The sequence below is a fragment of the Pseudomonas sp. zjy_15 genome (assembly GCF_043101865.1).
Classification (GTDB): Bacteria; Pseudomonadota; Gammaproteobacteria; order Pseudomonadales; family Pseudomonadaceae; genus Aquipseudomonas; species Aquipseudomonas putida_Y.
Window position 1 is genome coordinate 56,438 of the sequence record NZ_JBICII010000070.1, and the last position, 15,891, is coordinate 72,328.

A 15,891-nucleotide genomic window follows, 5' to 3' on the forward strand; every position below is an offset into this window, starting at 1 on the left:
TTCAGTGCTCGTTCTGTACGTCCAGGACAACCTGGAACAGGGCCTCATTGCTGGTGGCCGCACGCAGCCGATCACGGACTTCCTTGCGATCGAGCATGCTGGCGATCTGACGCAGTAGTTCAAGGTGGGCATCGGTGGCCGCTTCGGGCACCAGCAGCACAAACAGCAGGTCAACCGGCGCGCCATCGATAGCGTCGTAATCGATAGGGGCTTCCAGGTGCAGCAGGGCGCTGACGGGAGCGGAGCATCCTTCAAGCCGGCAGTGCGGGATGGCGATGCCATTGCCGAAACCGGTAGAACCGAGCTTTTCCCGGGCTACCAGTTTTTCGAAGACGTCCTGCATCTCCAGTTCTGGCACTTGGTCGGCGATGACAGTGGCGACCTTTTCCAGGGCGCGCTTCTTGCTGCCGCCCGGCACGTTCACGAGGGAACGGCCGGGGGTCAGGATGGTTTCAAGTCGGATCATGGATGAGGGGGATCAGCGGGCAGCTGCACCTTGCAGCAGGCTTTGCTGTTTTTCCTTGTGTTTTTTCAGTTGGCGGTCGAGCTTGTCGGCCAGGGCGTCGATCGCTGCATACATGTCTTCGTGTTCGGCGTTGGCTACCACTTCGCCGCCGGGAATCTGCAGGGTCGCCTCGACCTTCTGCTGAAGCTTCTCGACTTTCATGATTACCTGCACGTTGGTGATCTTGTCGAAGTGACTCTCCACGCGGGCGAGCTTTTCAAGCACGTAATCGCGCAGTGGCTGGGTGACTTCTACATGCTGTCCACTGATATTGACTTGCATACAGCTTCTCCTTTGTTGCCCGTGCATAAAGAGGCAGGTCTTGCACCTGCCACGAAAACGCTGTGGCACATCTCAGGGGCTACATCAGTCGCTTGCGCTCGCTCGACGGTGCGATGCCGAGTGACTCGCGGTACTTGGCGACGGTGCGACGGGCTACCTGGATGCCTTGTGCCTCCAGTAAACCAGCGATCTTGCTGTCACTCAATGGCTTTTTCTGATTTTCCGCTGCAACCAGTTTCTTGATGATCGCGCGGATCGCCGTGGACGAGCATTCTCCGCCTTCGGAGGTGCTGACATGGCTGGAGAAAAAGTATTTCAGTTCGTAGATGCCACGCGGGGTGTGCATGTATTTCTGCGTGGTAACCCGTGAGATGGTCGATTCGTGCATGCCTACTGCTTCGGCAATATCATGCAGCACCAGCGGCTTCATCGCTTCGTCGCCGTGGTCGAGGAAGCCGCGCTGGTGCTCGACGATCTGCGTGGCGACCTTCATCAGGGTCTCGTTGCGGCTTTGCAGGCTCTTGATGAACCAGCGCGCTTCCTGCAGCTGGTTGCGCATGAAGGTGTTGTCGGCGCTGGTGTCGGCACGGCGAACGAAGCCGGCGTATTGAGGGTTGACGCGCAGGCGTGGGATGGCTTCCTGATTCAGTTCTACCAGCCAACGGTCGCTGTCCTTGCGCACGATGACGTCGGGCACCACGTACTCGGGCTCGCTGGACTCGATCTGCGAACCCGGGCGCGGGTTAAGGCTTTGCACCAGTTCGATGACCTGGCGCAGTTCGTCTTCCTTGATTTTCATCCGCCGCATCAGCTGGCTGTAGTCACGGCTGCCGAGCAGGTCGATGAAGTCGGTGACCAGGCGCTTGGCTTCGGTCATCCACGGAGTTGTAGCGGGTAGTTGGCGCAGTTGCAGCAACAGGCATTCACCGAGGTTGCGGGCGCCGACGCCAGCCGGCTCGAACTGCTGGATGCGGTGCAGTACTGCTTCGACCTCGTCCAGCTCGATATCCAGCTCCGGGTCGAAACCGGCACAGATTTCCTCGAGTGTGTCCTCCAGGTAGCCCTGACCGTTGATGCTGTCGATCAGGGTCACGGCAATCAAGCGGTCGGTATCGGACATCGGCGCCAGGTTCAACTGCCACAGCAGGTGGCTTTGCAGGCTCTCGCCGGCCGATGTACGGGTGGTGAAGTCCCACTCGTCGTCATCGTTGCTCGGCAGGCTGCTGGCGCTGGTCTGGTAGATGTCTTCCCAGGCGGTATCGACCGGGAGCTCGTTGGGGATGCGCTCGCTCCACTCACCGTCTTCCAGATTGTCGGCGCTGACGGCGCTTTCCTGGAAGCTGTTGTCCTGAACTTCGGCGGCCGGTTTGTTCTCGGCGTTGTCGGCCATCGGGTCGCTGTTGTCGAAGTCTTCGCCGTCTTCCTGACGTTCGAGCATCGGGTTGGACTCCAGCGCTTCCTGGATTTCCTGTTGGAGGTCCAGGGTAGAGAGCTGGAGCAGGCGGATGGCCTGTTGCAACTGAGGTGTCATCGTCAGTTGCTGGCCCATTTTTAGGACGAGCGATGGTTTCATGGCAGGGGCTTAATACCTTGTTCGCCGGCGCGCATGCGCCATCCACTACACGAGGGCGCCGGAGCGCCAGATCAAGCAAGTTTTATGCCTTAAATTGTAGCGTTTGCCTAGAGTACCGTAACAACTTTACCCGCAGTCTCACGGCTTGCTTGCCAGTACTTCAGGCGCTTTTCGGGTCAGAGGCGGAACTCGTGGCCCAGGTAAACTTCTTTGACCAGGTCGTTTGCCAGGATGGTTTCAGCGTCGCCTTCGGCGATCAGTCGGCCATCGTTGACGATGTAAGCGGTCTCGCAGATATCCAGGGTTTCACGCACGTTGTGGTCGGTAATCAGTACACCGATACCTTTGGCCTTGAGGTGGTGGATGATCTGCTTGATGTCGCCGACCGAAATCGGGTCGACACCGGCGAACGGTTCGTCCAGCAGGATGAATTTGGGTGCGGTCGCCAGGGCGCGGGCAATCTCGACACGGCGGCGTTCGCCACCGGACAGGCTCATGCCGAGGTTGTCGCGGATGTGGCTGATGTGGAACTCCTGCAGCAGGCTTTCCAGCTCTTTGCGGCGGCCGTCCCGGTCGAGGTCCTTGCGGGTCTCGAGGATGGCCATGATGTTGTCGGCTACCGACAGCTTGCGGAAGATCGAGGCTTCCTGCGGCAGGTAGCCGATGCCGGCGCGCGCGCGGCCGTGCATGGGCTGGTAGCTCACATCGAGGCTGTCGATCAGTACGCGGCCCTGTTCGGCCTGGACCAGACCGACAATCATGTAGAAGCAAGTGGTCTTGCCGGCGCCGTTGGGGCCGAGCAGGCCGACGATCTGACCGCTTTCGATCGACAGGCTGACATCACGTACTACCTGTCGGCCCTTGTAGCTCTTTGCCAGGTGCTGGGCTTTGAGGGTTGCCATTTACTCGGCCTTCTTCTTGGGCTGGATCACCATGTCGATACGCTGACGGGGTGTTGTCACGTTGCTACCGCGACCGGCGGTCGCCACCTGGGTCTGGGTGTTGTAGACGATCTTCTCGCCTTCGGTGGTGTTGCCTTCGTTCTCGACCTTGGCGCGGTCGGTGAGAATGACCAAGTCCTTCTGCGCCTGGTACTGGATGGTCACGCCCCAGCCTTTCATCTTGTCCGGCTTGGCTGCGCTCTGCTGCTGCTCGAAGTAGGCCAGGTTGCCCACCGAGGTCACTACGTCGATATCGCCGGAGGCGGAGCGGGTAATGGTCACGGTGTTGCCTTTGATCATCATCGAACCCTGGGTGATGATCACGTCGCCGGTGTAAGTGGCCACGCCTTGCTTGTCATCCAGGTGGGCGTTGTCGGCCTGGATGCGAATAGGCTGGTCACGGTCGTTCGGCAGGGCGAGGGCGCTCGCGCTTCCCAGTGCTGCGCTCAGGCTGAGCAAAAGGGGGAGGGTTTTAACGAGCCTCATACTGTCCTCTTACGTTAGAGAGCAAGTCCATCTTGCCTTCTTTCAAATACGCTTTCATGCCTTTGCCCGTAGTTGTGCCTCCGGCGCCGTCGATTCTAACGGCTTGCTCGGTCTGCGCATATTGCTTCTGCGGGAACACGGTCATGCGTGAGCTGGTAATGATGGTTTCACGCTGCTTTTCATCGGTGCGGGCAATCCGTACCTTGTCGATCAGTTCGACCTCGGTACCGTCCGGATTGACCTCGGCGCGTGTGCTCTGCACATGCCACGGGTACTCGGTGCCGCGGTACAGGTGCAGGTCCGGTGTGGTCACTTGTGTGATTTCGCTGGTCTTGAGGTGTTCGATCCTGTCGGCGGTCATTTCGTATTGCAGCTTGCCGTCGGGCAGGAACTGCACGCTGTGGGCGTTGATCGCGTAGTAGTCGATGGCGCTTTCGTCGACTTGGGCCACGGGCTTGTCGAGGAAGCTTTCGGGGCTGACATTCCAGTAGCCAATGGCTACCAACAGGGCGGCTATCGTCCCGAGCAGCACAATGTTTCGGGCTTTCTTGCTGAGCATGGGCAGCCTTACAGGTAGTTGGCGTTGGCAGCGTCCAGGGTGCCCTGGGCGTGCATGATCAGTTCGCAGAATTCACGGGCCGCGCCTTCGCCACCGCGTGCCTGGGTCACGCCGTGGGCGTGCTGGCGTACGAATGGTGCGGCGTTGGCTACGGCCATGCCCAGAGCCACCCGGCGAATCACCGGCAGGTCGGGCAGGTCGTCGCCCAGGTAGGCCACTTGATCATAGCTTAGGCCCAGTTCGGCGAGCAGGCCGTCAAGTACCACCAATTTGTCCTCCCGGCCTTGGTAGAGGTGCGGGATACCGAGGTTCCTGGCCCGGCGTTCGACCACTGGCGTCTTGCGCCCACTGATGATCGCGGTGGTCACGCCCGAGGCCATGAGCATCTTGATGCCCTGGCCGTCGAGGGTATTGAACGTCTTGAATTCGCTGCCATCCTCGAGGAAATACAGGCGCCCGTCGGTGAGCACGCCGTCCACGTCGAACACTGCCAGCTTGATGCCTTTGCCGCGTTGCATGAGGTCCTGGTTCATTCCATCGCTCCTTTACATTACGCCGGCGCGCAGCAGGTCATGCATGTTCAGGGCACCGGTAGGGCGGTCTTCACGGTCCACCACCACCAGAGCGTTGATCTTGTGGTCTTCCATTATCTTCAGGGCTTCGGCGGCGAGCATGTCGGCACGCGCAGTCTTGCCATGAACGGTCATGACCTGGTCGATCAGAGTGGTGTGCACATCGATGTTGCGGTCCAGGCTGCGGCGCAGGTCACCGTCGGTGAAGATCCCGGCCAGCTTGCCGTCGGCTTCGACGATCACGGTCATGCCCAAACCTTTATGGGACATTTCCAGCAGCGCGTCCTTGAGCAGGGTGCCGCGTGGTACTTGAGGCAGATCGTCGCCGGCGTGCATCACGTTCTCGACCTTCAGCAGCAGGCGGCGGCCCAGCGCTCCCCCGGGGTGTGAGAAGGCAAAGTCCTCGGCAGTGAAGCCGCGGGCTTCAAGCAGGGCGATGGCCAGGCAGTCGCCCAGCACCAGCGATGCGGTTGTCGAGGAAGTGGGGGCCAGGTTCAGCGGGCAGGCCTCTTGCTCGACGCGGGCGTCAAGATTGACTTCGGCGGCCTGGGCCAGCGGCGAGTCGGGGTTGCCAGTCAGGCTGATCAGCTTGATACCCAGGCGCTTGATCAGTGGCAGCAGGGTGACGATTTCGGCAGTGCTGCCGGAATTCGACAAGGCAAGGATGACATCGTCGCGAGTGATCATGCCCATGTCGCCATGGCTGGCTTCGGCCGGGTGTACGAAAAACGCCGGGGTGCCGGTGCTGGCCAGGGTCGCGGCGATCTTGTTGCCGATGTGCCCGGACTTGCCCATGCCGACCACGACGACCCGGCCCTTGCTGGACAGAATCAGTTCGCAGGCTTTGACGAAATTGTCGTCGATGCGCGCCAAAAGGGCCTCCACGGCCTTGAGTTCCAGGCGCAGAGTGCGTTGGGCGGATTGGATCAGCTCGCTGGATTGGCTCATGTCGAAAAAGCAATGCCTGATGAAAAGGCGACGATTATACGCGTAATGATGAAAACCCTCACCTCCTCGATTACTGCGGCAAATACCACCAAAGTCTGTCGCGGGGCTGAACGGCTGGTTGCCCGGCCTTGGGGCGGCGCTGTCAGCGGTGCTATAGTTCGCCGCTATTCGGCCTGTCAGGGGTGCTTGTGCCTTCCAGATGGAGGCCGGCGTCCATTAGGACGAGGCTGCATAAGCAAGGAGTCTAGATGAGTGTGGATAGCGCCTACGCGGTCGAGTTGAAGGGTGTGACCTTCAAACGCGGTTCGCGCAGCATTTTCAGCAACGTCGACATCAGCATCCCGCGCGGCAAGGTCACCGGCATCATGGGGCCATCGGGTTGCGGCAAGACCACGTTGCTCCGCCTGATGGGCGCGCAGTTGCGCCCCGCGAGCGGTGAGGTATGGGTTGCCGGGCAGAACCTGCCGACGCTGTCGCGCAGCGACCTGTTCGACGCCCGCAAGCAGATGGGCGTGCTGTTTCAGAGCGGCGCGTTGTTCACCGACCTCGATGTGTTCGAGAACGTTGCGTTCCCGCTGCGCGTGCATACTCAGCTGTCGGACGAGATGATCCGTGACATCGTGTTGATGAAGCTGCAGGCCGTGGGCCTGCGCGGTGCCATCGACCTGATGCCCGACGAGCTGTCCGGTGGCATGAAGCGCCGTGTGGCACTGGCCCGGGCGATTGCCCTGGACCCGCAGATCCTCATGTACGACGAACCGTTCGTCGGCCAGGACCCGATCGCCATGGGGGTACTGGTGCGCCTGATTCGCTTGCTCAACGATGCTTTGGGCATCACCAGCATCGTGGTTTCCCATGACCTGGCAGAAACCGCCAGCATCGCCGATTACATCTACGTGGTAGGTGACGGTCAGGTGCTGGGCCAGGGGACGCCTGATGAGCTGATGGGCTCGGACAATCCACGGATCCGCCAATTCATGAAAGGCGATCCGGACGGCCCGGTTCCCTTCCACTTTCCCGCGCCTGACTATCGCGCCGACCTGCTGGGGGCGCGTTGATGCGCAGAAAATCCTTACTCGAACGTGTCCGCCTGCTGGGCCGCTCGGCAATCGACGTGCTGGCCGTGCTCGGGCGTTCGTGCCTGTTCCTGTTCCATGCGCTGGTCGGTCGCGGTGGCATTGGCGGCGGTTTCCAGCTGCTGACCAAGCAGTTGTACTCGGTCGGTGTGCTGTCGCTGGCGATCGTCGTCGTGTCCGGGGTGTTCATCGGCATGGTGCTGGCGCTGCAGGGCTACAGCATCCTGACCAAGTACGGCTCGGAGCAGGCGGTAGGGCAGATGGTCGCCCTGACCCTGTTGCGTGAACTTGGCCCGGTGGTAACGGCATTGCTGTTTGCCGGCCGTGCCGGTTCCGCGCTGACCGCTGAAATCGGCAACATGAAGTCTACCGAGCAGCTGTCGAGCCTGGAAATGATCGGTGTCGACCCGCTCAAGTACATCGTTGCACCACGCTTGTGGGCCGGTTTCATCTCGCTGCCGTTGCTGGCGCTGATCTTCAGCGTGGTCGGTATCTGGGGTGGTTCGTGGGTGGCGGTGGACTGGCTGGGCGTCTACGAGGGCTCGTTCTGGGCCAACATGCAGAACAGCGTTTCTTTCACTGACGACGTGCTCAACGGGCTGGTCAAGAGCCTGGTGTTTGCTTTCGTCTCGACCTGGATCGCCGTATTCCAGGGGTACGACTGTGAGCCCACCTCAGAAGGGATCAGCCGTGCAACCACCAAGACCGTGGTCTATGCCTCGTTGGCAGTGCTGGGTCTGGACTTTATTCTGACCGCCTTGATGTTTGGAGATTTCTGATGCAAAACCGCACCCTGGAAATCGGTGTCGGCCTGTTCCTCCTGGCCGGGATCCTGGCGCTGCTGCTGCTGGCCCTGCGTGTCAGCGGGCTGTCGGCCAGCCCGAGCAGTGATACCTATAAAGTTTATGCTTACTTCGACAATATCGCCGGTTTGACGGTCAGAGCTAAAGTGACCATGGCCGGTGTGACCATCGGCAAGGTCACCGCCATCGATCTGGACCGTGATTCCTACACCGGTCGGGTGACGTTGCAGCTGGACAAGTCGGTCGATAACCTGCCGACCGACTCCACTGCCTCGATCCTGACCGCCGGTTTGCTTGGTGAGAAGTACATCGGCATCAGCGTTGGCGGTGAAGACGAAGTCCTCAAGGATGGTTCAACCATCCATGACACTCAGTCGGCACTGGTGCTGGAGGATCTGATTGGCAAGTTCCTGCTCAACTCTGTTGGCAAGGAACCGAAAGAAGCGCAACCGGCTAATTAAGGAGTATCCATGATTTCGATCCTGCGACGTGGCCTGCTAGTGCTACTGGCGGCCTTCCCCCTGCTGGCTCTGGCTGCGCAGACACCGCACGATGTGGTTCAGGGCACCACCAATGAACTGCTCGGCGACCTCAAGGCCAACAAGGAGCAGTACAAGTCCAACCCCAACGCCTTCTATGAGTCACTCAACCGCATTCTCGGCCCGGTGGTGGATGCTGACGGTATCTCGCGCAGCATCATGACCGTGAAGTACTCGCGCAAGGCGACCCCGGAGCAGATGCAGCGCTTTCAGGAGAACTTCAAGCGCAGCCTGATGCAGTTCTATGGCAATGCCTTGCTCGAATACAACAACCAGGGCATCACTGTCGACCCGGCTAAAGCCGATGACGGCAAGCGCGCCAGCGTCGGCATGAAGGTTACCGGCAACAACGGTGCCGTTTACCCCGTGCAGTACACCCTGCAGAACATCGGCGGCGAGTGGAAGGTGCGTAACGTGATCGTCAACGGCATCAACATTGGCAAGCTGTTCCGTGACCAGTTCGCCGATGCCATGCAGCGCAACGGCAACGACCTGGACAAGACCATCGATGGCTGGGCAGGCGAAGTGGCCAAGGCCAAGCAGACGGCCGACAGCTCGCCAGAGAAGAGCGTCAAATGAGTGAGGCTGCTGTAAGCATGGCAGAGCCGGGCGTGCTACGTCTGACTGGCGTGCTGGATTACCGCAGCGGCCCGGCCTTGCGCAAGCAAGGCAAGGTGCTGATCGATGGCTCGCGCGAGCCGCGACTGGTGCTTGATTGCTCGGCTGTCGAGAAGTCTTCGAGTGTCGGCCTGTCGCTACTGCTTGGGTACATTCGTGATGCTCAGGCCACCGGCAAGGCGTGCGAGGTGCGTGGCATGCCCGACGACATGCGGGAAATTGCCGAGGTCTATGATCTCGATGAAGTGCTGGCAAGCTAATGGCCAGGCACGAATGATGGCCCCTCGGTCAGCGAAGCCTTCGTTGGGCTTCGCAGGCGAGGGGCTTTTTTGTATGATGGCCGACCCGTGCGCATCGGGCGCCGATTGAGGTTGAGCATGCAGGCCGTAGAAGTTAAAAGCTTCCTTGAAGAGAAATTGCCGGGTTCCCGGGTCGAAGTTGAAGGCGAAGGCTGCAACTTCCAGTTGAACGTGATCAGCGACGAGTTGGCTGGCCTGAGTCCGGTCAAACGCCAGCAGGCGATCTATGCTCACCTGAATCCGTGGATCGCCAATGGCAGCATCCATGCGGTAACCATGAAATTTTTCAGCAGCGCAGCCTGGGCTGAGCGCACCTGAGCCAACTTGGCGGCGAGACTCCAATGGACAAACTGATTATTACTGGCGGCGCTCGCCTTGACGGCGAGATCCGCATTTCGGGGGCGAAGAACGCAGCCCTGCCGATTCTGGCAGCGACTCTGCTGGCCGATGGCCCGGTCACCGTGGGCAACCTGCCGCACCTGCACGACATCACCACCATGATCGAGCTGTTCGGGCGCATGGGCATCGAGCCTGTGATCGACGAAAAGCTGTCGGTGGAGATCGATCCACGCACCATCAAGACCCTGGTCGCGCCGTACGAGCTGGTCAAGACCATGCGCGCCTCGATCCTGGTGCTGGGCCCGATGGTTGCCCGTTTCGGTGAGGCCGAAGTGGCCCTGCCTGGCGGTTGCGCCATCGGCTCGCGCCCGGTCGATCTGCATATCCGTGGTCTTGAGGCCATGGGGGCGAAGATCGAAGTGGAAGGCGGCTATATCAAGGCCAAGGCACCTGAAGGTGGCCTGCGCGGTGCGCACTTCTTCTTCGACACCGTCAGCGTGACCGGTACCGAGAACATCATGATGGCCGCTGCCTTGGCCAAGGGCCGCAGCGTGTTGCAGAACGCCGCGCGTGAGCCTGAAGTGGTCGACCTGGCCAACTTCATCAACGCCATGGGCGGGAACATTCAAGGTGCAGGTACCGACACCATCACCATCGATGGTGTCGAACGACTGGATTCGGCCAACTACCGCGTGATGCCGGACCGCATCGAGACCGGTACCTACCTGGTCGCCGCTGCCGTGACCGGTGGCCGTGTCAAGGTCAAGGACACCGACCCTACCATCCTTGAAGCCGTGCTGGAAAAACTCAAGGAAGCGGGTGCCGACATCACCACCGGCGAAGACTGGATCGAACTGGACATGCATGGCAAGCGGCCGAAAGCCGTCAACCTGCGTACCGCCCCGTACCCGGCGTTCCCGACCGACATGCAGGCGCAGTTCATCTCGCTGAATGCCATTGCCGAAGGCACTGGCGCGGTGATCGAGACCATCTTCGAAAACCGCTTCATGCACGTTTACGAAATGCACCGCATGGGCGCGCAGATCCAGGTCGAAGGCAACACCGCCATCGTCACTGGCGTCAAGGCGCTGAAGGGTGCCCCGGTCATGGCCACCGACCTGCGTGCTTCCGCCAGCCTGGTGCTGTCGGCGCTGGTTGCCGAAGGCGATACCCTGATCGATCGCATCTACCACATCGACCGTGGTTACGAGTGCATCGAGGAAAAACTGCAGATGCTCGGCGCGAAAATCCGCCGCGTACCGGGCTAATGCCCCGCGGGTGCAAGGACGCACCTTTTGAATTGAATGCGGCCAGGTCGATGACCTGGCCGGCAGCAGCCGCTTAAGGACCGACGTTCCAATGTTGACCATCGCGCTTTCCAAAGGCCGTATTCTCGACGATACCTTGCCGTTGCTGGCCGAGGCTGGCATCGTGCCGACCGAAAACCCGGACAAGAGCCGCAAGCTGATCATCCCTACCACGCAGGACGACGTGCGTCTGCTGATCGTGCGTGCCACCGACGTGCCGACCTATGTCGAGCATGGTGCCGCCGACCTGGGTGTGGCCGGCAAGGACGTGCTGATGGAGTACGGCGGCCAGGGCCTGTATGAGCCCCTGGACCTGCAGATTGCCCAATGCAAGCTGATGACCGCGGGCGTAGTCGGCGCAGCCGAGCCCAAGGGGCGCCTGCGCGTGGCCACCAAGTTTGTCAACGTAGCCAAGCGTTACTACGCCGAACAAGGTCGCCAGGTCGACATTATCAAGCTGTATGGCTCGATGGAGCTTGCACCGCTGATCAACCTTGCCGACAAGATCATCGACGTGGTCGACACCGGCAACACCCTGCGTGCCAACGGCCTGGAGCCCCAGGAGCTGATCGCCACGATCAGCTCGCGCCTGGTGGTCAACAAAGCCTCCATGAAAATGCAGCACGCCCGTATCCAGAGTCTGATCGAGACGCTGCGCGAAGCGGTCGAATCGCGACACCGCGGCTAACGCTCTACTTGCTGCGCGCGGCCTTCGCTGTCGCGCCCGTCTATCCGCGTCATAGCCATTTTTCTCGGGTGCCCGCGCGGATGGACTGGTAGCTTGGGATTGTGCGAAAAGTCGCCGAGCGGCGATCATGCAAGAACGAAAACAGGCGAGGAACGGCCGGGGTCGCGCCCGACTTTGCTGGTTGCAAATGAGCATTCCGAGCCTGTTTTTAACGTAGCATGGTCGTCGCGCAGGCACTTTTCGCCCAATCCCCTAGGGCGCCTGAGCATTCGCTATTATTACGAGGCCCTCGCCATGACCGTGTCCACTGCAATTGCCCGTCTCAACGCTGCTGATCCGGATTTCGCCCGACATCTGGATCATCTGCTGAGCTGGGAAAGTGTGTCCGATGACGCGGTCAATCAGCGCGTGCTCGACATCATCAAGGCCGTGCGCGAACGCGGCGATGCGGCACTGGTGGAATTCACCCAGCGTTTCGATGGCGTTGATGCCAAGTCGATTGACGACCTGATCCTTGATCGCGCGCGCCTGGAACTGGCGCTGACCCGTATCACCCCCGTCCAGCGTGAAGCCCTGGAAAAGGCCGCCAACCGTGTGCGCATCTATCACGAGCGGCAGAAGCAGGATTCCTGGCAGTACACCGAGGCCGACGGCACCGTGCTCGGCCAGAAGGTCACCCCGCTGGACCGTGCTGGCCTGTATGTGCCGGGCGGCAAGGCGTCGTACCCGTCGTCGGTGCTGATGAACGCCATCCCGGCCAAGGTTGCCGGCGTGGCTGAAGTGGTGATGGTGGTACCGACCCCGCGGGGTGAGGTCAACGAGCTGGTGCTGGCGGCTGCCTGCATCGCCGGTGTCGACCGGGTGTTCACCGTCGGCGGTGCCCAGGCCGTGGCTGCGCTGGCCTACGGCACTGAAAGCGTGCCGCAGGTGGACAAGATCGTCGGCCCGGGCAACATCTACGTTGCCACCGCCAAGCGCCACGTGTTCGGCCAGGTAGGCATCGACATGATCGCCGGCCCCTCGGAAATTCTCGTGGTGTGCGACGGCCAGACCGACCCGGACTGGATCGCAATGGACCTGTTCTCCCAGGCCGAGCACGACGAAGACGCCCAGGCCATCCTGGTCAGCCCGGATGCCGCCTTCCTCGATCGCGTGGCCGCCAGCATCGACAAGCTGATGCCGACCATGGAGCGTGCCGATATCATCGAGAAGTCGATCAATGGCCGTGGTGCGCTGATCCAGGTGCGAGACATGCAGCAGGCCATGGAAGTGGCCAACCGTATCGCACCGGAGCACCTGGAGCTGTCGGTGGCCGACCCGCAAGCCTGGCTGCCACACATTCGCCACGCTGGCGCGATATTCATGGGCCGCCACACCAGCGAAGCGCTGGGCGATTACTGCGCTGGCCCTAACCACGTGCTGCCCACTTCAGGTACCGCGCGTTTTTCGTCGCCGCTGGGGGTGTATGACTTCCAGAAGCGGTCGTCGATCATCTTCTGCTCCGAGCAGGGCGCGTCCGAGCTGGGCCACACTGCCTCGGTCCTGGCCCGTGGCGAGTCGCTTACTGCCCACGCCCGTAGTGCCGAATACCGTATCCTGACCCAAGACAAGGGGAACTGAGCATGAGTCGATTCTGGAGCCCCTTCGTCAAGGGCCTGGTGCCTTACGTGCCGGGCGAGCAACCCAAGCTGGCGCGCCTGGTCAAGCTGAACACCAACGAAAACCCCTATGGCCCGTCACCCAAGGCGCTGGAGGCCATGCGCGGCGAGCTTAACGATAACCTGCGCCTGTATCCGGACCCGAACGGTGACCGTCTCAAGCAAGCGGTGGCCGAGTACTACGGCGTGACGCCGGCGCAAGTGTTTGTCGGCAACGGCTCGGACGAGGTGCTGGCGCACATCTTCCATGGCCTGTTCCAGCACGATGCGCCCCTGCTGTTCCCGGACATCAGCTACAGCTTCTACCCGGTCTACTGCGGGCTGTACGGCATTGCCTTCGAACAGGTGGCGCTGGATGAGCAGTTCCAGATCCGCATCGAGGACTACAAAAAGCCCAACGCTGGCATCATCTTCCCCAACCCCAACGCGCCGACCGGTTGCCTGATGCCGTTGCAGGTGGTGGAGCAGTTGCTGCAGGCCAACCGTGATTCGGTGGTGGTTGTGGATGAGGCCTACATCGATTTCGGTGGTGAAACGGCGATCAGCCTGGTGGACCGCTACGATAACCTGCTGGTTACCCAGACGCTGTCGAAGTCGCGCTCGCTGGCGGGTCTGCGAGTTGGCCTGGCGGTAGGGCACCCGGACCTGATCGAAGCGCTGGAGCGGATCAAGAACAGCTTCAACTCCTATCCGCTGGACCGTGCAGCTATAGTCGGCGCGGCGGTGGCGTTCGAAGACCGTGAGTATTTCGAGGAAACCTGCCGCAAGGTGATAGACAGCCGCGAGGAACTGGTCGGGCAGTTGCAGGCCAAGGGCTTTGAGGTGCTGCCGTCGGCTGCCAACTTCATCTTCGCCCGCCACCCCCAGCAGGATGCTGGCGAGCTGGCGGCACGCTTGCGCGAGCAGGGCGTGATCGTGCGCCACTTCAAGCAGCCGCGTATTGCCCAGTTCCTGCGGATCACCATCGGTACGCCGGAAATGAACCAGGCACTGCTGGATGCGTTGAACTGACGTGTAGGAGCGGGTTTACCCGCGAATACGGTAGCGGCGGCAGCGGCGAACGGTCGGTGGAAATTGGCCAGCAGGCCCGGCCCATTCGCGGGTGAACCCGCTCCTACAACAGCCTGTGCGCGTCCATCGTAGGAGCGGGTTTACCCGCGAATACGGTAGCGGCGGCAGCGGCGAACGGCCGGAGGAAATTGGCCAGCAGGCCCGGCCCATTCGCGGGTGAACCCGCTCCTACAACAGCCTGTGCGCGTCCAATGTAGGAGCGGGTTCACCCGCGAATACGGTGACGGCTGCGACGGTGAATGACCGGGGATATTGGCCAGCAGGTCCGGCCCTTTCGCGGGTGAACCCGCTCCTACGGGGATCGCGCAAGCCCTTGAGAAGCGACAGAACAGTTGCTTCGCAAGGGCTTAATAGCGGCGGTCTTCGATCAAAAACGGCTTGGCTGCCGGCCTGTTGCGCACCGCCGACGGTGTACCATCAAGCACCAGTACATAATCGTTCTGCTTGTCCATCCCTTCCGGATCGGTCCATTGCTCGTCTCTGGCCGCAACCTGGGCAACCACATGGCCGTTCTTGATAATAGTCAGATAGCCATTGGCGCTGCTATTCCAGCGTAGCCGTCCTTTGTTTTCGTCGGCCCGCGCCTTGCGTACGCCGGTATCACCCAGTAAAGGCGTGCCGTCCAATAGCCATTCCGGCTGCAGCTTGAGGCCCATGTGGCGCAGCACCGTAGGCGCTACTGAGGTCTGCGCGGGTAGCCCGTACAGGTTGCCGGGTCCAGGCATCTCCACGGGAATGCTCAGCTCGGTCAGCTCCTCATTCAACGGCTTGTTGCTGGCGATGAAAATACGCTTTTCCTGCTCCGAAGCACCACCATGGCCTTTGCCCCAATAGTCCCGGCCATGGTTGGTACTGACGAGTACCAGCCAGTCTTCCTGTGGGAACATGCGACGTCGCTGGTCTACCTTGTCCAACAGCCGCCCGATCTCGCTGTCGGCCTTGCGCAACGCCTGCGCATAGCGCTCACCATAACCCCTGTGATGGCCAATCTGGTCAGGTTCGTCCAATTGAATGAACGTGAAATCAGCGGGTGTGTCGCCGAGGATCTGCAACGTTCGTTCAATCACTTGTTCATCTGGCAAACCACTTTCGCGTACATCGGCGCCATGGGCGTCCTCCAGCAGAAATGCCGTGTTGATGGGCGACCAGTTGACGATGCTGGAGAGGTAGGCATTGGGGTAGGCCAGGCGTAGCCGCTTGAACAGGCTAGGAAACGCCGGGTTTACCCGTTGCGAGTCGTCGTCCGATTCAACGCCATGCTTGTTGCTCCACACGCCGGTCAGCAAAGTGATCCAGCCTGGGCCACTCAAGGTGGGTTGCTCGCTGGCTTTACCATTGATCCCCCCGGCGTAAGCCTTGCCGTAGTGCAGCCGCTGTTTCAGGTTGGTCGCATCGCCCAGTTGCAGGTACTGCTGCAATTGCACGCCGTCAAGGCCGATGAGCAAGGTTTTAGGGCGGCTCGGGTGCCGGGCCGGGTCACAGCCCGGCTGCAGGGCCAGGAACAGCAATAACAGCAAACTTGCCAGTCGCATGGGGTCGCATCCTTGAAAGCACGCAACGAGCGTTGCAACAAAGTGGCATGCCCACAACTGGCAGAAATACCAGGTGGTTTACGTTTTTGCCTGCA

19 protein-coding genes are annotated in these 15,891 nt (G+C 61.0%); 10 read left to right on the plus strand and 9 right to left on the minus strand.

Features of this window, described 5'->3' with window-relative positions; all coding sequences use genetic code 11:
- Position 1: 1 nt before the first annotated feature.
- The 8 genes from ptsN to ACF8EF_RS13555 form a co-directional block, all read right to left on the minus strand.
- A complete protein-coding gene (ptsN, locus tag ACF8EF_RS13520) occupies positions 2 to 466 on the minus strand; it encodes a PTS IIA-like nitrogen regulatory protein PtsN (protein ID WP_003255137.1) in 465 nt (154 codons plus the stop codon).
- 12 nt (positions 467 to 478) lie between these two features.
- Complete coding sequence (hpf, locus tag ACF8EF_RS13525) at positions 479 to 787, minus strand: ribosome hibernation-promoting factor, HPF/YfiA family (protein ID WP_003255135.1); 309 nt, start codon at positions 785 to 787, stop codon at positions 479 to 481.
- A 79-nt stretch (positions 788 to 866) separates the two neighbouring features.
- Positions 867 to 2,360 carry an RNA polymerase factor sigma-54 gene (locus ACF8EF_RS13530; RefSeq protein ID WP_028697418.1) on the minus strand — a complete coding sequence of 498 codons (1,494 nt, stop codon included), beginning with the start codon at positions 2,358 to 2,360 and terminating at the stop codon, positions 867 to 869.
- 176 nt (positions 2,361 to 2,536) lie between these two features.
- Entirely contained in the window at positions 2,537 to 3,262 is a 726-nt protein-coding gene (lptB, locus tag ACF8EF_RS13535) for an LPS export ABC transporter ATP-binding protein (protein ID WP_176683745.1), read from the minus strand.
- Positions 3,263 to 3,787 (minus strand): lipopolysaccharide transport periplasmic protein LptA, encoded by a 525-nt coding sequence (gene lptA / locus ACF8EF_RS13540; protein WP_209967834.1) that lies wholly within the window; start codon positions 3,785 to 3,787, stop codon positions 3,263 to 3,265.
- Positions 3,774 to 4,346 (minus strand): LPS export ABC transporter periplasmic protein LptC, encoded by a 573-nt coding sequence (gene lptC / locus ACF8EF_RS13545; RefSeq protein ID WP_392461946.1) that lies wholly within the window; start codon positions 4,344 to 4,346, stop codon positions 3,774 to 3,776. Before lptC ends, lptA begins: the two co-directional genes overlap by 14 nt.
- An 8-nt stretch (positions 4,347 to 4,354) precedes the next feature.
- Positions 4,355 to 4,879: a KdsC family phosphatase gene (locus ACF8EF_RS13550; RefSeq protein ID WP_392461947.1), complete on the minus strand. Its 525-nt coding sequence runs from the start codon at positions 4,877 to 4,879 to the stop codon at positions 4,355 to 4,357.
- A gap of 12 nt (positions 4,880 to 4,891) precedes the next feature.
- Complete coding sequence (locus ACF8EF_RS13555) at positions 4,892 to 5,866, minus strand: SIS domain-containing protein (RefSeq protein WP_176683741.1); 975 nt, start codon at positions 5,864 to 5,866, stop codon at positions 4,892 to 4,894.
- A 248-nt stretch (positions 5,867 to 6,114) separates the two neighbouring features.
- On the opposite strand from ACF8EF_RS13555, the gene ACF8EF_RS13560 reads away from it, so the two are divergent.
- From ACF8EF_RS13560 to hisC, 10 genes are all read left to right on the plus strand, one after another.
- The gene (locus ACF8EF_RS13560; protein ID WP_003255127.1) at positions 6,115 to 6,924 is read left to right on the plus strand and encodes an ATP-binding cassette domain-containing protein; all 810 of its coding nucleotides are present in this window, start codon (positions 6,115 to 6,117) and stop codon (positions 6,922 to 6,924) included.
- The gene (mlaE, locus tag ACF8EF_RS13565) at positions 6,924 to 7,721 is read left to right on the plus strand and encodes a lipid asymmetry maintenance ABC transporter permease subunit MlaE (RefSeq protein WP_003255125.1); all 798 of its coding nucleotides are present in this window, start codon (positions 6,924 to 6,926) and stop codon (positions 7,719 to 7,721) included. Before ACF8EF_RS13560 ends, mlaE begins: the two co-directional genes overlap by 1 nt.
- The gene (gene mlaD / locus ACF8EF_RS13570; protein WP_176683740.1) at positions 7,721 to 8,206 is read left to right on the plus strand and encodes an outer membrane lipid asymmetry maintenance protein MlaD; all 486 of its coding nucleotides are present in this window, start codon (positions 7,721 to 7,723) and stop codon (positions 8,204 to 8,206) included. The genes mlaE and mlaD overlap by 1 nt, the downstream gene beginning before the upstream one ends.
- 9 nt (positions 8,207 to 8,215) lie before the next feature.
- Complete coding sequence (locus ACF8EF_RS13575; protein ID WP_392461949.1) at positions 8,216 to 8,863, plus strand: phospholipid-binding protein MlaC; 648 nt, start codon at positions 8,216 to 8,218, stop codon at positions 8,861 to 8,863.
- Complete coding sequence (locus ACF8EF_RS13580) at positions 8,860 to 9,162, plus strand: lipid asymmetry maintenance protein MlaB (RefSeq protein ID WP_176683738.1); 303 nt, start codon at positions 8,860 to 8,862, stop codon at positions 9,160 to 9,162. The genes ACF8EF_RS13575 and ACF8EF_RS13580 overlap by 4 nt, the downstream gene beginning before the upstream one ends.
- A 117-nt stretch (positions 9,163 to 9,279) precedes the next feature.
- Positions 9,280 to 9,519 (plus strand): BolA family protein, encoded by a 240-nt coding sequence (locus ACF8EF_RS13585; RefSeq protein WP_003255121.1) that lies wholly within the window; start codon positions 9,280 to 9,282, stop codon positions 9,517 to 9,519.
- A 23-nt stretch (positions 9,520 to 9,542) separates the two neighbouring features.
- Positions 9,543 to 10,808: a UDP-N-acetylglucosamine 1-carboxyvinyltransferase gene (murA, locus tag ACF8EF_RS13590; protein WP_176683737.1), complete on the plus strand. Its 1,266-nt coding sequence runs from the start codon at positions 9,543 to 9,545 to the stop codon at positions 10,806 to 10,808.
- A 91-nt stretch (positions 10,809 to 10,899) separates the two neighbouring features.
- Positions 10,900 to 11,535 (plus strand): ATP phosphoribosyltransferase, encoded by a 636-nt coding sequence (gene hisG, locus ACF8EF_RS13595; protein ID WP_176683736.1) that lies wholly within the window; start codon positions 10,900 to 10,902, stop codon positions 11,533 to 11,535.
- Between the two features lie 294 nt (positions 11,536 to 11,829).
- Positions 11,830 to 13,155, plus strand: coding sequence for a histidinol dehydrogenase (gene hisD / locus ACF8EF_RS13600; RefSeq protein WP_176683735.1), 1,326 nt, complete (start codon positions 11,830 to 11,832; stop codon positions 13,153 to 13,155).
- Between the two features lie 2 nt (positions 13,156 to 13,157).
- A complete protein-coding gene (gene hisC / locus ACF8EF_RS13605) occupies positions 13,158 to 14,204 on the plus strand; it encodes a histidinol-phosphate transaminase (RefSeq protein ID WP_176683734.1) in 1,047 nt (348 codons plus the stop codon).
- Positions 14,205 to 14,611: 407 nt separating this feature from the next.
- On the opposite strand, the gene ACF8EF_RS13610 is transcribed toward hisC, so the two are convergent.
- A complete protein-coding gene (locus ACF8EF_RS13610) occupies positions 14,612 to 15,796 on the minus strand; it encodes an alkaline phosphatase family protein (protein ID WP_392461951.1) in 1,185 nt (394 codons plus the stop codon).
- Positions 15,797 to 15,891 lie beyond the last annotated feature (95 nt).

Bases quoted from the DNA above. Each gene is read 5' to 3' on its own strand.
- ptsN (WP_003255137.1), bottom strand. From the start codon at position 466: ATGATCCGACTTGAAACCATCCTGACCCCCGGCCGTTCCCTCGTGAAC.
- hpf (WP_003255135.1), bottom strand. From the start codon at position 787: ATGCAAGTCAATATCAGTGGACAGCATGTAGAAGTCACCCAGCCACTG.
- ACF8EF_RS13530 (WP_028697418.1), bottom strand. From the start codon at position 2,360: ATGAAACCATCGCTCGTCCTAAAAATGGGCCAGCAACTGACGATGACA.
- lptB (WP_176683745.1), bottom strand. From the start codon at position 3,262: ATGGCAACCCTCAAAGCCCAGCACCTGGCAAAGAGCTACAAGGGCCGA.
- lptA (WP_209967834.1), bottom strand. From the start codon at position 3,787: ATGAGGCTCGTTAAAACCCTCCCCCTTTTGCTCAGCCTGAGCGCAGCA.
- lptC (WP_392461946.1), bottom strand. From the start codon at position 4,346: ATGCTCAGCAAGAAAGCCCGAAACATTGTGCTGCTCGGGACGATAGCC.
- ACF8EF_RS13550 (WP_392461947.1), bottom strand. From the start codon at position 4,879: ATGAACCAGGACCTCATGCAACGCGGCAAAGGCATCAAGCTGGCAGTG.
- ACF8EF_RS13555 (WP_176683741.1), bottom strand. From the start codon at position 5,866: ATGAGCCAATCCAGCGAGCTGATCCAATCCGCCCAACGCACTCTGCGC.
- ACF8EF_RS13560 (WP_003255127.1), top strand. From the start codon at position 6,115: ATGAGTGTGGATAGCGCCTACGCGGTCGAGTTGAAGGGTGTGACCTTC.
- mlaE (WP_003255125.1), top strand. From the start codon at position 6,924: ATGCGCAGAAAATCCTTACTCGAACGTGTCCGCCTGCTGGGCCGCTCG.
- mlaD (WP_176683740.1), top strand. From the start codon at position 7,721: ATGCAAAACCGCACCCTGGAAATCGGTGTCGGCCTGTTCCTCCTGGCC.
- ACF8EF_RS13575 (WP_392461949.1), top strand. From the start codon at position 8,216: ATGATTTCGATCCTGCGACGTGGCCTGCTAGTGCTACTGGCGGCCTTC.
- ACF8EF_RS13580 (WP_176683738.1), top strand. From the start codon at position 8,860: ATGAGTGAGGCTGCTGTAAGCATGGCAGAGCCGGGCGTGCTACGTCTG.
- ACF8EF_RS13585 (WP_003255121.1), top strand. From the start codon at position 9,280: ATGCAGGCCGTAGAAGTTAAAAGCTTCCTTGAAGAGAAATTGCCGGGT.
- murA (WP_176683737.1), top strand. From the start codon at position 9,543: ATGGACAAACTGATTATTACTGGCGGCGCTCGCCTTGACGGCGAGATC.
- hisG (WP_176683736.1), top strand. From the start codon at position 10,900: ATGTTGACCATCGCGCTTTCCAAAGGCCGTATTCTCGACGATACCTTG.
- hisD (WP_176683735.1), top strand. From the start codon at position 11,830: ATGACCGTGTCCACTGCAATTGCCCGTCTCAACGCTGCTGATCCGGAT.
- hisC (WP_176683734.1), top strand. From the start codon at position 13,158: ATGAGTCGATTCTGGAGCCCCTTCGTCAAGGGCCTGGTGCCTTACGTG.
- ACF8EF_RS13610 (WP_392461951.1), bottom strand. From the start codon at position 15,796: ATGCGACTGGCAAGTTTGCTGTTATTGCTGTTCCTGGCCCTGCAGCCG.